Genomic DNA, 14,009 nt, shown 5'->3' with positions numbered 1-14,009 from the left:
AACGGCTCCGCCGATTTCGGATCAGCGGATGCCGGGCGGCATGCCGTACACGTGCGTGATCGGCAATGTCAGCAGCACGCGCCGGTCGGTGACCATCGCGTCACGGTACTCGTCCCAATCCGGATGTTCGCCAGCGATGTTGCGGTACAACATGATCAGCGCCTCGACGGTATCGTCATCGCGCGCGGCGGCCGGCGGGGTCAACTCCGCGGTGCCCTCCGCGACGGCATAGGCCCATCCGTCGTCGGCGCTGACCAGGATCGAGGCCCGGGGGTCACGGCGCAGGTTGCGGGTCTTGGCTCGCGGCTCGGTGATCGAAACCTGTATGACAAGTTTGCGAGGGTCGAAGTAGTACTGCACGTTCGACAGCTGGGGGCGCCCGTCACGCTTGATGGTGGCCAACACGCCGATGGAGTTCCCGCTAATCACGGCCAGCAGCTTGTCGTCGAACACGTGGCGTCCCATGCCGAAAGCCTACGTCAGTGACCGGTCCCGGTTCGCCCGCAGCGTCGCTACGATCGCGCTATGTGGCCATGGTCGACGGCAATTCGCTTGCCGGAGTATGCATGACGCGCTACGCGGCTTTTCTGCGCGGCGTCAACGTCGGCGGCGTCAACCTCAAGATGGCCGAGGTGGCCGCCGCGCTGACCGCCGCGGGATTCAGCGCCGTGCGCACGCTCTTGGCCAGCGGCAACGTGTTGCTGGAGTCGCCTTCCGAGGCCGGTGTGGTGCGACGGAAAGCCGAAGCCGCGTTGCGCGAGACGTTCGGTTACGACGCATGGGTGCTGGTTTACGACGTCGACGCCGTTCGCGCGATCGTCGACGGCTACCCGTTCGAATCCGACAAAGCCGGATACCAGTCCTACGTCACGTTCGTCAGCGACCGCGCCGTGCTCGACGAACTTGCCGCACTGCAGGCACGACCCGACGAGAAGATCAGCCGCGGCCCCGACGTTGCGGGCGTCATCTACTGGCAGGTCGCCAAGGGTGCCACCCTGGACAGCACCATCGGCAAGACCATGGGCAAGCCCCGCTATAAGCCGTCGACGACCACCCGCAACCTGCGCACGCTGACCAAGGTGCTGCAGATGGCGGCCAGCTGAGCTCTGCTTCAGTCGGTGGGAGCCGCATCCAGATAACGGATCGCGTCATCTTTGCCGAGGCCCAGCCGGCGGGCCGTGTCGAGGTAAGTCCTCGCCGCGGCCGCCATCGCGGCGTCGGCTGGATCAGCCCTGGCAACGAAAGTGCCGAAACGTCCGCGGGTTTCGACGATTCCGGCCCCTTCCAACTCGCGGTACGCGCGGGCCACCGTGTTGACCGCCAAGTGTAGCTGACCCGCCAATTCCCGGACCGTGGGCAACCGGGTTCCCGGCGCCAACCTACCGGCTCGGATTTCGTCGATAAGCTGGGTTCTGAGCTGGTCGAACAGCGGTTTACCTGCCTTCGCGTCGAGTCGGACCGATTTCCCCAGCTCCACTAGTTCAGTATCGCGCGGGCGCTATGTTGGCAGAGTGCGGATTACGGTGCTCAGCGGCGCGGGAATCTCGGCGGAGAGCGGCGTGCCGACTTTTCGCGACGACAAAAACGGGCTGTGGGCTCGATTCGACCCCTACGAATTGGCCAGCATCGACGGCTGGCTGCAAAACCCCGAACGGGTGTGGGGCTGGTACCTGTGGCGGCATTACCTGGCGAGCTGCGTCGAACCCAACGCGGGACACCGCGCCATCGCCGCCTGGCAAGACCACGCCGAGGTCACCGTCGTGACGCAGAACGTCGACAACCTGCACGAGCGCGCCGGTAGTTCACCGGTCCACCACGTGCACGGCAGCATCTTTGAATTTCGTTGTGCAAGCTGCGCTTTCCCGTACACCGGGGAATTGCCGAAAATGTCGGAGCCGGTGCTTGAACTGGAACCGCCGACCTGCGGCTGCGGCGGCCTGATCCGGCCGGACGTGGTGTGGTTCGGCGAGCAACTGCCCGAAGAGCCTTGGCAGCGAGCCGTCGAGGCCACGCAGGCAGCCGACGTGCTGGTCGTGGTAGGCACTTCGGCGGTCGTCTATCCGGCAGCCGGCCTGCCCGAGCTGGCGCTGGCGCGCGGCGTGACCGTCGTCGAAGTCAATCCCGAGCCGACGCCGCTGTCGGGCAGCGCGACGATCTCCCTTCGCGAGACGGCGAGCCAGGCATTGCCGGGATTGCTGCAGCGGCTGCCCGCGCTGTTGAACTGAACCCACGCTTCATCGACAAACCACAGCTTCTGCGCGGGGGCGGAGTCTGGGTGCCCGACCATCGTCGTCGCTGGCGTCATGCGGGCGAGCCCGGCGACCGTTCACCCGCCATCAACCGGTCAAGCAGTTGCCGCGGCGCGGCATCCGGGCCGATGAGTCCAGTCACCAAGTGCCCCCAGAAAGCCGCGCGCAATACCTGCTCGGCGAAGGCCTCCGCATCACCGAAAGGCAGGTGCGGCTTGGCGATCAGCAACGCCGCCACCCCGTGTGCGGCGCTCCACAGCTGCAGGGCCACCGTGGTCGGATCACCGGGCGGATAGATCTTCTCGTCCATCAGGGTTTGCACGGTGTCACGCATGTGCTTAAACGCCGAGCTGTCCAGCGTGGCGTCGACGTCGCTGCCGGATCGCCACTCCCCCATGGTGGCAATGCGATACAACTCCGGAGTCTTCAGTGCGAACCGGACATAGGCAAGCCCCTGCGCACGCAGTACCTCCGCGGCCGACGGTTGACCGGCGGCGACGCGCTGCATTTCGTGATCAAGCTTGGCCAGGTAACGGGCACACACCGCATCCAGCAGTGCGTCTTTGTCGTCGAAATGCAGGTAGATCGACGGCGGGGTGACGCCGACCCGCCGGGCGACCGACCGGATCGACACCGCCTTGGCGTGCCCGGTTTCAAGCAGCAATTCAGTTGTGGCATCAAGGATTTCGTCTCGCAAGCGATCCCCCGAGCCGCGCGGCGCACGCGATCGGCGCAGAGCTTTCATCGGCACATCAACCACTGTCCCTCACGGGCGCGCGGATTCGTTGCCCATTTCCGCTCGTGTCGGCCACCCGGACATCGGCCCGGCGATGCCGACCCGCCCGCACAACAGGCGGGGTTATGCGTTCCGCAGCATCGAAGTCGCTGAGGCCGACCCGGTCGTGGAGCCACAGCAGCGGTCCGGGTGCCCACCAATTCCATCGGCCGACAACGTGCATGAACGCCGGGACCAGCACCATCCGCACCAAGGTGGCATCAACCAGCACGGCAAGTGTCAGTCCGACGCCGAACATCCGCATGAACGACACCTGTGCAGCGATCAGCCCCGCGAACGATATCGACATCACCAGCGCCGCCGCCGTGATCACCCGGCCGGTGCGGGCCACCCCAAGCGCGACGCTCTCGTCGTTGCCCGCCCGGCTGCGATCGGAGCGCAGCCAGTACTCGCGGATCCGCGAAACCAGGAATACTTCGTAGTCCATCGACAGACCGAACGCCACGCAGAACATCAGCAGCGGCATGTTGACCTCCAGCGTGCCGCTGGGTGTCGTCCCGAGCGCGCCCAGATGACCGTCCTGGAAAATCCAGGCCAGCGCGCCGAACGCCGCGGTCAGCGACAACACGTTGAGCACCAGCGCCTTCAGCGGTAGCACCACGCTGCCGGTCAGCAAAAACAGCAGTACGAAGCTGATGACGGCGATCAAACCCAACACCAGCGGCAGTCGGGTCACCAGGGCCTTGACGCTGTCATGGTTGATCTGCGCCAGCCCGGCCATCTGCACGGGCCGGCCGGCCGGCCCGGCCACGGCATGCAACCGGTCCAGCTGGGTGTTCGAGGCTTGTGAGAATAGCGGTGCGGTGCTGGCGACGGTCAAAAACGCACTGCCATCGGCGAACCCGGCAGCCGCGGCCGGCGGTCCGACACGCTTGCCGGCTACGAAGGTTCCGGTCGGGGCGGTGACCGCCGACACGTCCGGCACCCGCGACAGATCGGCGGCGTAGCGCTCAACATCGCCGGGGCGCAGGCCTTTAGCGTCCGGGATCGCGATGGGCACCGCCATCGCCGAGTCGTCCGCGAAGTCGTTGCGCAACTGGTCACCGACCTGGTGCGCCGAGGCCGACCGGGGCAGCACCCGATCGTCGGGAAACCCCCACTTCACACCGAGAAACGGCGCACCGGCCAGCACGAGCAGCGCGACCGCCGCCAAACCGATCGGCACCGTGCGACGCATCACGAATTTGGTTGAGCGATACCAGAACAGCTGCTCCACCGGTTTGCGGGCCGGATCGGCGCGGCGCAGCACTCGGCGAATCAGCACCCGCACGTTCAGCGCGTCCAGCCGCGGCCCTAACAGCACGATCGCCGCCGGGGCCACCACGATCGCCGCGACCGCCACGAACGCCACGGTGGCGATGCCGGCGTAGGCGAACGACTTCAGGAAGTACATCGGGAACAGCACCATCACCGCCATCGACAACGCGACGGTGGTCGCCGAAAACAGCACGGTGCGCCCCGCGGTGGCCATGGTGCGGATCAGGGCCTGATCCGGCGGCGCACCGTCGCCCAGCTCGTCGCGATAGCGGCTGATGATCAGCAAGGTGTAGTCGATCGCCAGCGCCAGTCCCATCGCAGTGCTCAAGTTGAGCGCGTACGTCGAGACGTCGGTGGTAAACGAAATCAGCCGCAGCACCGACATCGAACCGACAATGGCCAACCCGCCCAGCATCACCGGCAGCACCGCCGCCAGCAGCCCACCGAAGACCCACACCAGCACCACAAAGCTCAACGGGATCGCAATCGATTCCATCAGCAGCAGGTCACGCTCGTTCTGCTGGTTGATCTGGGCGTAGACCATCGCTACGCCGCCGGCACGGATGGTCACACCGTCTCGACCGGTAATTCCGTGCACCACCTGGTCAGCCAGCGCCTTGGCGTACTTTTGCGCGTTGTTCTCCCCGCCCGTGAGGTTCGCGACGATCAACCCCGACTTGCCGTCTTTGGTAACCAGCCCAGCCGCAGCCGGTGGTGGCGAGGTCCACGGCGACGACACATTGAACACGTGCGGTGACCCCTGCAGCTCGCCCACGACATCGGTGCCGACACGGCGGGCCAGCGGGCTGTCGGCTCCGGCGGGTGCGGTCACCACGATGAGCAGCTTTTGGTCGCTTTGCCCAAACTTGTCGGTCAGCAGCCGGATGGCCTGTGCCGATTCCGACGTCGGATCCTGGAAGCCGCCGGCCGACAGGGTCTTGGTGACCGGGATCCCGAAGACGGCGGCACCAGCCAAGATCAGGGCGGCAACGGCAAGGATTCGCCGCGGCGCGGCGAGGGCGAATCGGGCGAGTCCCTGCAACATGTCGGGTCCTTCCACCACCGGCATCGGTCGCGGTTTTCGGCCCTCGACGTCCGTCGCGCCGGCCCGCCGTCCAATATCCGCGGTAACTTATCAGCGATAAGTCAAGGGTGTCAACGACGACTCTTCGCACGCTTGTGGTGGACACGAACGGACAACCCGGCCGGTTCACGGTCCACGTCGCATCGACCCTACCCGGCGGTAAGATTGCCAACGTTTTCCGAACCGTGACTCACTGATTCCTTAATGGTGACCCATACGCTCAAGGCATGTGGATCGACGACTCGAGTGGCGACGTCATCAAAGCTGACTTCGAGGCTCTCTACCACGGCGACATGCTGGTAGAAGGTGAAACCTCCGAGCAGCTCGACGACTGGCACCCACTGCCCACCGCGAGCTGAGCCGCGCTCACCGGACGCGCCCGGCAACGGCCGCGTCCACGATCTAGTCGTTTCCGGTTCTCGTCGTTCCCGCGCTATCGCGGTGCCATGCGGATGGCGCCGTCGAGGCGGATGACCTCGCCGTTAAGCATCGGATTCTCGACGATGTGCACGACCAGCGCACCGTACTCCTCCGGCTTGCCCAGCCGGCTGGGGTGCGGCACCTGCTTGCCGAGCGATTCTTTGGCCGGCTCCGGCAGGCCGGCCAGCAGCGGAGTGTCGAAGAGCCCGGGCGCGATGGTGACCACCCGGATAGCCTTGCTGGCCAGATCACGGGCGATAGGCAGCGTCATGCCGACCACGCCGCCCTTCGACGCGGAATAGGCGGCCTGGCCGATCTGGCCGTCGAACGCCGCCACCGACGCCGTGTTGATGATGACGCCGCGCTCCTCGCCGACCGGCTCAGTTTTCGCGATCCGCTCGGCGCCCAGTCGTAGCACGTTAAACGTGCCAATCAGGTTGACGTCCACGACCTTTCGGAACGCGTCAAGCGGGAAGACGCCATCCTTGCCCAGCACCCGAATCGCGTTGCCGGTGCCGGCGCAGTTGACGACGATGCGCAGCGGCCCCAGGCATTCCGCGATCTCGAGCGCCGACGTCACCGCTTTCTCGTCGGTGACGTCCGCCGGGGCGAATCGCGCGCGCTCGCCGAGCTCACGCACGACTTCCTCGCCTTTGAGGTCCAGCACCAACACCTGGGCACCGTGGTCAAGCAGGCATTTGGTGGTGGCCAGACCCAGTCCCGATGCGCCACCGGTGACCAGTGCTACGGCGTCTTTGATCTCCACCCGGTTCCTTTCTTTGTGCCGGTCAAGCGCTTTGGATCTACCGATCGGTCGCGGACTATACCCAGTCGGCCAGTACCGCTTCGGTATCAGACCCCGGCGGGCCCGCCGGCCGGGGCTGGTCCGGCACCGTCCGGGAAAACCGCGGCGCCGGCACCGGCTGCAGCCCGCCGTCCGACTGGTAGAAGGTGCGACGGGCGGTGATGTGCGGCTCGGTCTCGACTTCGCCGAACGACAGCACCGGCGTCACGCACGCGTCGGACTCGGCGAACACCGTGGCCCAATGGTCGCGATCTTTGGAGCCGATCACCTCGGCGATCCGGGCCCCGCAGCTCCGGCCAACGGCTGCGGTCGTTTTGCCCGGGCAAGTCGGCGCCGTCCAGGCCCAGGCCCTTGAGCAGTTCGGCGTAAAACTGCGGCTCGATTGCGCCCACCGCGACATAGCGGCCGTCGGCGCATTCGTAGGTGTCGTAGTAGGGGGGCACCGCCGTCGAGCATGTTGGTGCCGCGTTCGTCGGACCACATGCCCATCGCCCGCATCGCCCACATCATCTGGATCAGCACCGAGGACCCGTCGATCATCGCGGCGTCGATGACTTGCCCCTTGCCGGAAGCCTGCCGCTCCCACAGCGCCGCCAGAATGCCGACCAGCAAGAACATCGACCCGCCACCAAAGTCACCGACCAGATTCAGCGGCGGCACCGGTCGCTCGCCCGCGCGGCCGATCGCGTGCAGGACACCGTTGAGCGAGATGTAGTTGATGTCATGACCGGCCTGTTGGCTGCGCGGGCCGGTCTGACCCCAGCCCGTCATCCGCGCATAGATCAGCCGATCGTTGACCCGCGCGCAGTCCTCAGGGCCCAGGCCAAGCCGCTCGGTGACGCCCGGGCGATAACCCTCGATCAGCACGTCGGCCTTCGCGACCAGCCGCAGCACCAATTCCCGGCCCTCGTCGGACTTGAGGTCGGCGGTGACGAACCGGCGGTTACGCAGCATCGCGTCGCGGACCGGCCCACTGGCCGCGGTGGGCCGTTCAACGCGCACGACATCAGCGCCCAGGTCACCCAGAATCATCGCGGCATGCGGGCCCGGCCCGATGCCGGCCAGCTCAATCACCCGTAGACCCGCTAGCGGTCCAGCCATCACGCGACCTCCTTCTCACCCAGTGGCATCTTCGCAGCCGCCCTCGACGGCCGCGCGCCCCGGTCAGGTCAGGTCGCCTATGGTGATGCCCATGACCGCAATCAACTCCGGGATCGACGCGCTAACACCGGTCGCAGGCCTGTCCGTCACACTTGCCGATGGGGTGCTGTCGGTGATCATCGATCGCCCCGACAGCCTCAATTCGCTGACTACGCCGGTGCTGGCAGGGATTGCCGACGCGATGGAGCGCGCGGCCACCGATTCGCGGGTCAGGGTGGTCCGCCTGGGCGGAGCGGGCCGCGGCTTTAGTTCCGGCGCCGGGATGAGCGCCGAAGACGTGTCCGGCAGCGGCGGTCCGGGCGCCGAGATCATCGAGGAAGCCAACCGTGCGGTACGGGCGATCACCGCGCTGCCGCGACCGGTGGTGGCCGTCGTGCAGGGTCCCGCCGCCGGAGTGGGGGTATCGTTGGCCCTCGCGTGTGATCTTGTATTAGCTTCGGACGCAGCGTTTTTCATGCTCGCATTTACCAAAGTCGGCCTGATGCCGGACGGCGGTGCGTCGGCGCTGGTCGCGGCCTCGGTCGGCCGGACCCGGGCCATGCGGATGGCGCTGCTCGCCGAGCGATTGCCGGCCGCCGACGCGCTGGCGGCCGGTCTGGTCAGCGCCGTCTACCCCGCCGACCGGTTCGACGCCGAGGTCGACAAGGTGATCTCCGCGCTGCTGTCCGGGCCCGCGGTCGCGTTTGCGAAGACCAAAGACGCCATCAATGCGGCCACGCTCACCCAACTCGACACCGCGCTCGACCGAGAATTACGGGGGCAGGCAGTACTGTTGAAATCACCCGACTTCATCGAGGGCGCAACGGCTTTCCAGCAGCGTCGCGCACCGACCTTCACCGACAGCGTCTAAAACCCGAACAGCGGCGGCAGCGCCAGCAGCACGACCAGAGTCCACACGAAGTGGGTCAGTATCGGCGCCAGCACCCCACCCGTCGCGCGGCGCTCCCACGCGCACACCGTGCCGAGCACGATCGCGGCGAAGCCGAGCATCAAATTCTGGCTGGCCAGGGTGGCGGCGACGTACAAGATGGTCGAAACAAGGGCCGGATGGTGGCGGCCCAGTGCGGTGTAGAGCGCGCCGCGGTAAAACACCTCCTCCGCGATCGCGCCCAGCAATGCGATGGCCAGGGTCAACCGCCAGGAACCCTGACCGGCGAATTGCAGCACTCGAATGATCAACTCCGACACTGCCGGAATTTCCCGGGCGATTGCCCCGCCGGCAACGAAGACACCCCCCAGCAACAGCCCGATTGTCGCCCCGCTGATCACTGGGCGCTGATTGCGGCCCCGCCAGCAGATGCCGCCCAGATGCAGCGGCCCGGAGGCGAAGGCCCCGACCACCCACAGCGCCGCCAATGCCGCGGTCAGCCAGTAGAAACTCGCTTCGCCCGGGTGACGGTTCATCGACAGACCGAGCATCACCGCGCCGAGCACCAAAATCACCGCGACGACGACACGCCGACGGCGCACCACCGAGGGCGGTTCATGGTGTGGCACAGCGACATTGGTGATGGCGCGACGGATCTCGTCGAGCGCGCTGGTCGGGGGTCGGGTACTGACGTCGGTCATGCGGAGCGCACCTTGGGCGTGAGAGTGATCAGTAGGTCGAGGCCCATTCGCAACGCACCCGCCAGCGGCCCCGGGACCGTGTCGACCAACTTCAGCGTCGGACGCGCGATGCGCGGTGTCACCGCGCGCGCCACCTGCCGGAGGCGCAGAGCGTCGCCACCAGCCCACACCGGATCGCTGTCGGCGAGGTGGTGCGGGTCGACCAACGCGTTGACGGGCCGCGGCGGCGGGCTGGACAACGCCAGCTCGATCGCGGTGTCGACGGCCAGCAGGCCGCCGGGCGGGTCGGGAACCCGTTCGCGCAGCCGGGCATCGGCGGCAAGCATCGGGTGGGCCAGCGACTCCACCAGATCCGCAGCCAGGCCGTCGGGCACCGGCAGCGCCAGTGCGGTGAACCGCGACGCCACTGCGGTGTCGACACCCCGGACCGGCAGACCCGTGTGCCATTTCCCGGCGATACGCGCGTACGTCTTGAGCAATTCCCGGTAGGAGGTGGTGTCGGGGCCGCAGATGTCGTAGGCTCCGGCCGCCACCTGCTCTGAATCGGCCGCAGCAACCAGGTAATACAGCACATCGCGGACCGAAATAGGGTCAATCGGGTTATCCATCCAGGCCGGCATCGGCATTATCGGGAACCGGTCGCCGACGTAGCGCAGCATCTCGAACGACGTCGACCCGGCGCCGAGGATCATCGCGGCCCCCAGCCATACCAGTTCGGGGCCCCCCTCGACGCTGAGCGCATCGGCCACCTCGGCACGGCTGGCTAGATGCTCGGAGAGATCGTCGCCGTCGGGCAGGAAGCCGCCCAGATAGACGATGCGACGCACGCCCGCTTCCTTGGCCGCTGTCGCGACGTTGGCGGCCGCGGCTTGGTCAACATCTCGAAAACCGGGCTGGCCGAGCGCGTGCACCAGGTAATACACGACGTCGACGGGCCCGGACTCGGCGAACGCGTGACGAGCCGATGCGGGGTTGGACGCGTCAAGCACCACCGGTGTGACGTCGTCAACCCACCCCAGCCGACGAAGACGCGACGGATTGCGGGCAGCGGCGGCCACTTCGTGGCCTTCGGCAAGAAGCGCAGTGGCAAGGCGTGACCCGATGTAGCCGGTGGCACCCGTGACCAGGATCCGCACACCGTCCAACCTAGCGACGACGGCCGGTGGCGGTGGCAAATTTGTTCTGCCCTGGGCGGGGGTGGGCGATACGCCTTGGTTGAACTGACCGCGACGCGCGCCCGTCACTCCGGTATGGACACCTCCAACCTCGATACCATGACGGGATGGGTTCGGTGACGCCCCGTCGGCAATCACCGCGGGCCGCCATGCCGGCAAGTCCTTCCGTCGCAGCGGTTGCCGTCGACTTCCCGCCGCACCGGCACAGCCAAGACGAGATCGTCGCGACACTTGCGGGCTTCGCCGGCCCGGAGTTTCACCGATTCGCCACCAGCAGCGGGGTTCAGGCCCGCCACCTCGCATTGCCACTGTCGCGGTACGCCCAGCTGAGCGGATTTACCGAGGCGAATGACGCGTTCATCGAGATCGCGCTCGAGCTCGGTGAGCGAACGCTGCTGTCCGCCTTCGATGCTGCCAAGGTCAAACCGTCCGACATCGACATCATCTTTTCGACGACGGTAACCGGGCTCGCGGTGCCGACGTTAGAGGCGCGGCTGGCCACCCGAATCGGCTTGCGACCCGACGTCAAACGGGTGCCGCTGTTCGGCCTGGGTTGTGTCGCCGGTGCCACGGGCATCGCGCGAATGAACGACTACCTGCGCGCGTTTCCCGATCAGGTCGCCGCGTTGCTCGCGGTCGAACTGTGCACGCTGACCATTCAGCGCCACGACCGTTCCATAGCCAATCTGGTCGCTTCCAGCCTGTTCGCCGACGGCGCTGCCGCGGTGGTCGCGACCGGGGCCGAACGAGGGCAGTTCGGGCCGCGAGTGCTGGCCACCCGAAGCCGGATCTATCCGGAGACCGAGGACGTCATGGGCTGGCGCATCGGCAGTGACGGGTTCCAGATCATGTTGTCGGTCGAAGTCGCGACCGTGACCGAAAAGTATCTCGCCGACGATGTCCGCAACTTCCTCGCCGACCACGGACTCACGGTCGCGGACGTCTCGACATGGGTGTGCCATCCGGGCGGGCCGCGGGTGATCGAGGCGGTCGAAAACGTGTTGGACCTGCCCGCGGACGCACTGGACCAGACCCGCAAGTCGTTGCGCGACAACGGCAATCTCTCGTCGGTGTCTGTGCTGGATGTGCTTCGCGCAACGATGGCCGAGCCGCCACCGCCGGGATCTCTCGGGCTGATGATCGCGATGGGGCCGGCGTTTTGCTCGGAACTCGTGCTGCTCGGCTGGTAGGCCGTGTACTACCTGCTGATCCTGTCGGTCGGCATCGAACGCCTGGCGGAGCTGATCGTATCCAGGCGCAACGCGCGGTGGGCTTTTGCGCACGGCGGCAAAGAGTTCGGCCGCAACCATTATCCGGCGATGGTCACCCTGCACACTGCGCTGCTGCTCGGCTGCGTGGTTGAGGTTTGGTTGCTGCATCGGCCCTTTGTCGGGTGGCTGGGCTGGCCGATGCTCGGCGTGGCCGCACTGAGCCAGGCCCTTCGCTGGTGGTGCGTGACAGCGCTGGGCCGGCGCTGGAACACCCGGGTGATCGTGGTGCGGCAAGCGCCGCTGGTGCGACGCGGCCCGTACCGCTGGCTTCGCCACCCGAACTACGTGGCGGTGGCGGCTGAAGGCCTGGCGTTGCCGCTGGTGCACACCGCGTGGTTGACCGCGGTCGTATTCACACTGGCCAACGCGGTGTTGCTGCGGGTACGTATCCGGGTCGAGAACGCGGCGCTGGGCTACGCATGACCTATGACGCTGATCTGCTGGTGGTCGGCGGCGGCCCGGCCGGCCTCGCCACGGCGTTGCACGCGCGCGCCCGAGGGCTTTCGGTTATCGTCGCCGAGCCGCGGGACAGCCCGATCGACAAAGCATGCGGCGAGGGTCTGATGCCCGCTGGGCTGACCGCGCTGACGGCGCTGGGCATCGACCCGGCCGGCCTGCCGCTCCGCGGAATCGCCTACGTCACCGAGCAGCGCCGTGCGGAGGCGTTGTTCCGCAGCGGATCGGGCCGCGGCGTGCGTCGCACCACGCTGCATGCCGCGTTGGCGGCCCGCGCCAAAGAACAAGACGCGGAATGGATCCGGACACGTGTCACCGCCGTCGAGCAAGATGCCTGCGGGGTCGCCGCCGGTGGTGTCCGCGCCAAATGGTTGGTGGGGGCCGACGGTCTGCATTCGACGATCCGGCGGGCCGCGGCAATCACCGCAGTGGCCGGAACGCCACGGCGCTTCGGCGTGCGCTGGCACTTTCGCGTGCCGGCGTGGTCGGAGCTCGTCGAGGTGCATTGGTCGCCCTGGGGTGAGGCGTATGTGACACCGGTCGAACCGGACCTGGTCGGTGTGGCAATCCTGTCCCGGCATCGACCTGACCTGGCGTGGTTTCCTTGGCTGGCAAGCCATTTGCGGGGCGCGCAGCCTGGGCCGGCCCGCGGCTGCGGTCCCCTGCGTCAAGTGGTGTCCCGCCGCGTCGCCGGACGGGTGCTGTTGGTGGGAGATGCCGCCGGATACGAGGACGCATTGACCGGGGAGGGCATCAGCCTGGCCGTCAGGCAGGCCGCGGCGGCCGTGACCGCTATCGTCAACGACGACCCGTGGTCGTATGAGGCGGCATGGCGGCGGATTACCCGCACCTACCGGCTGCTGACCCGCGGGCTGGTGCTGGCCGGCGCGCCACGTCCGGCCCGGCGTGCCATCGTGCCTGCGTGCGGGTTGCTACCCGGTGTTTTCAACCGTGTAGTGAATGCCCTCGCACAGTGAAATTAACTGTGTCAGCGCGCCTTCCAGACCGGTTGGCGTTTCTCGGCAAACGCCAGAGGTCCTTCCCTGGCGTCCTCGGACTTCAATAGTGCACGGAACTCGTGCTGTGTGCGCGCCCAGCCCGGCTCCTCGTCGGGGATGACGCCGTCGTCGGCCCCGTAGGCGATCCGCTTGCTGGCCTGCACCGACAGCGGCGCGTTGACGGTGACCCGCTCGGCCAGTGCCAGGGCGGCTTCCAACACCGTGCCGTCGGGAACGACCCGGTTGATCAGGCCCCACTTGAGCGCCTCCGCGGCGCTGATCGGCTCACCGGTCAGCAGCATCTCCAGTGCGACCTTGCGGGGAAGCTGGTGCACGATCCGGAACACGCCGCCGGCGCCGGCGATCAATCCGACCTTGACCTCCGGCAGACCGAATTTCGCGCGCTCCTCGCCCACCACCAGGTCGCTCGCCAGCGCCAGCTCGGTACCACCGCCCAGCGCGGTGCCGTTGACCGCGGCGATCGTCGGCTTGTCGATGAAGTGACGCACATACCCGGCGAAACCCCATTCAGGATGATCGGGGTGATAAAGGTTTTCCCGGCGCGAAATCGCCTTGAGATCGGCTCCGGCACAAAATGATTTGTCGCCGGCGCCGGTGATCACCACCGCCCTGATCTCGGGATCTTGTTGAGCCTGTTCGAGGGCGTCGCCGACGGCGGTGCTGACCGCGCTGTTGACGGCGTTGCGGGCCTCGGGACGGTTGATCGTGATGACCATGACGTCGCCCCGCCGCTCAACGAGCGCCGCG

The 14,009-nt window shown here is 67.1% G+C and carries 15 protein-coding genes and 1 pseudogene; 7 read left to right on the top strand and 9 right to left on the bottom strand.

The annotated features are described in order from the left end of the window. Positions 1-21 precede the first annotated feature (21 nt). Positions 22-465 (bottom strand): PPOX class F420-dependent oxidoreductase, encoded by a 444-nt coding sequence (locus tag MHEC_RS06155; RefSeq protein WP_048892368.1) that lies wholly within the window; start codon positions 463-465, stop codon positions 22-24. A 101-nt stretch (positions 466-566) separates the two neighbouring features. Between MHEC_RS06155 and MHEC_RS06150 the strand changes: the two genes are divergently transcribed. Then, entirely contained in the window at positions 567-1,103 is a 537-nt protein-coding gene (locus MHEC_RS06150) for a DUF1697 domain-containing protein (RefSeq protein WP_048892404.1), read from the top strand. 8 nt (positions 1,104-1,111) lie between these two features. Here the strand turns inward: MHEC_RS06150 and MHEC_RS06145 are convergent, their stop codons facing one another. Continuing rightward, positions 1,112-1,477 carry a GntR family transcriptional regulator gene (locus MHEC_RS06145; protein WP_048892367.1) on the bottom strand — a complete coding sequence of 122 codons (366 nt, stop codon included), beginning with the start codon at positions 1,475-1,477 and terminating at the stop codon, positions 1,112-1,114. 34 nt (positions 1,478-1,511) lie between these two features. Between MHEC_RS06145 and MHEC_RS06140 the strand changes: the two genes are divergently transcribed. Beyond that, positions 1,512-2,225 carry an NAD-dependent deacylase gene (locus tag MHEC_RS06140; RefSeq protein WP_048892366.1) on the top strand — a complete coding sequence of 238 codons (714 nt, stop codon included), beginning with the start codon at positions 1,512-1,514 and terminating at the stop codon, positions 2,223-2,225. Positions 2,226-2,301: 76 nt separating this feature from the next. Here MHEC_RS06140 and MHEC_RS06135 read toward each other — a convergent pair whose 3' ends face one another. Both MHEC_RS06135 and MHEC_RS06130 read right to left on the bottom strand, forming a co-directional pair. After that, complete coding sequence (locus MHEC_RS06135; protein ID WP_048892403.1) at positions 2,302-2,994, bottom strand: TetR/AcrR family transcriptional regulator; 693 nt, start codon at positions 2,992-2,994, stop codon at positions 2,302-2,304. A gap of 7 nt (positions 2,995-3,001) precedes the next feature. Continuing rightward, complete coding sequence (locus MHEC_RS06130) at positions 3,002-5,347, bottom strand: MMPL family transporter (RefSeq protein ID WP_082169958.1); 2,346 nt, start codon at positions 5,345-5,347, stop codon at positions 3,002-3,004. 266 nt (positions 5,348-5,613) lie between these two features. On the opposite strand from MHEC_RS06130, the gene MHEC_RS24685 reads away from it, so the two are divergent. Beyond that, positions 5,614-5,745 (top strand): hypothetical protein, encoded by a 132-nt coding sequence (locus MHEC_RS24685; protein ID WP_142358679.1) that lies wholly within the window; start codon positions 5,614-5,616, stop codon positions 5,743-5,745. A 74-nt stretch (positions 5,746-5,819) separates the two neighbouring features. Here MHEC_RS24685 and MHEC_RS06125 read toward each other — a convergent pair whose 3' ends face one another. Beyond that, the gene (locus MHEC_RS06125; protein WP_048892364.1) at positions 5,820-6,572 is read right to left on the bottom strand and encodes a 3-hydroxyacyl-CoA dehydrogenase; all 753 of its coding nucleotides are present in this window, start codon (positions 6,570-6,572) and stop codon (positions 5,820-5,822) included. Between the two features lie 55 nt (positions 6,573-6,627). Beyond that, positions 6,628-7,712: pseudogene (locus tag MHEC_RS06120) on the bottom strand (CaiB/BaiF CoA transferase family protein). A 91-nt stretch (positions 7,713-7,803) separates the two neighbouring features. Here MHEC_RS06120 and MHEC_RS06115 point away from each other — a divergent pair. Next, a complete protein-coding gene (locus tag MHEC_RS06115) occupies positions 7,804-8,622 on the top strand; it encodes an enoyl-CoA hydratase (RefSeq protein WP_372507334.1) in 819 nt (272 codons plus the stop codon). On the opposite strand, the gene MHEC_RS06110 is transcribed toward MHEC_RS06115, so the two are convergent. Both MHEC_RS06110 and MHEC_RS06105 read right to left on the bottom strand, forming a co-directional pair. Beyond that, a complete protein-coding gene (locus MHEC_RS06110; RefSeq protein ID WP_048892362.1) occupies positions 8,619-9,341 on the bottom strand; it encodes a CPBP family intramembrane glutamic endopeptidase in 723 nt (240 codons plus the stop codon). The two genes, MHEC_RS06115 and MHEC_RS06110, sit on opposite strands and share 4 nt — an antisense overlap. After that, positions 9,338-10,477 carry an NAD(P)H-binding protein gene (locus MHEC_RS06105; protein ID WP_048892361.1) on the bottom strand — a complete coding sequence of 380 codons (1,140 nt, stop codon included), beginning with the start codon at positions 10,475-10,477 and terminating at the stop codon, positions 9,338-9,340. The genes MHEC_RS06110 and MHEC_RS06105 overlap by 4 nt, the downstream gene beginning before the upstream one ends. A gap of 188 nt (positions 10,478-10,665) precedes the next feature. Between MHEC_RS06105 and MHEC_RS06100 the strand changes: the two genes are divergently transcribed. Genes MHEC_RS06100 through MHEC_RS06090 form a run of 3 tightly spaced genes read left to right on the top strand, consistent with a single transcriptional unit; the run spans position 10,666 to position 13,220 of the window. Continuing rightward, entirely contained in the window at positions 10,666-11,706 is a 1,041-nt protein-coding gene (locus MHEC_RS06100; protein ID WP_048892360.1) for a type III polyketide synthase, read from the top strand. A gap of 3 nt (positions 11,707-11,709) precedes the next feature. Beyond that, positions 11,710-12,210, top strand: coding sequence for an isoprenylcysteine carboxyl methyltransferase family protein (locus MHEC_RS06095; protein ID WP_048892359.1), 501 nt, complete (start codon positions 11,710-11,712; stop codon positions 12,208-12,210). After that, complete coding sequence (locus MHEC_RS06090) at positions 12,207-13,220, top strand: NAD(P)/FAD-dependent oxidoreductase (RefSeq protein ID WP_048892358.1); 1,014 nt, start codon at positions 12,207-12,209, stop codon at positions 13,218-13,220. The genes MHEC_RS06095 and MHEC_RS06090 overlap by 4 nt, the downstream gene beginning before the upstream one ends. Positions 13,221-13,231: 11 nt before the next feature. On the opposite strand, the gene MHEC_RS06085 is transcribed toward MHEC_RS06090, so the two are convergent. After that, complete coding sequence (locus MHEC_RS06085) at positions 13,232-13,978, bottom strand: enoyl-CoA hydratase-related protein (RefSeq protein ID WP_048892401.1); 747 nt, start codon at positions 13,976-13,978, stop codon at positions 13,232-13,234. Positions 13,979-14,009: the final 31 nt, after the last annotated feature.

This window comes from Mycobacterium heckeshornense (genome assembly GCF_016592155.1).
GTDB lineage: Bacteria > Actinomycetota > Actinomycetes > Mycobacteriales > Mycobacteriaceae > Mycobacterium > Mycobacterium heckeshornense.
The sequence above is the reverse complement of the archived record's forward strand: the minus strand, read 5'-3'. Positions and strand labels throughout refer to the sequence as shown.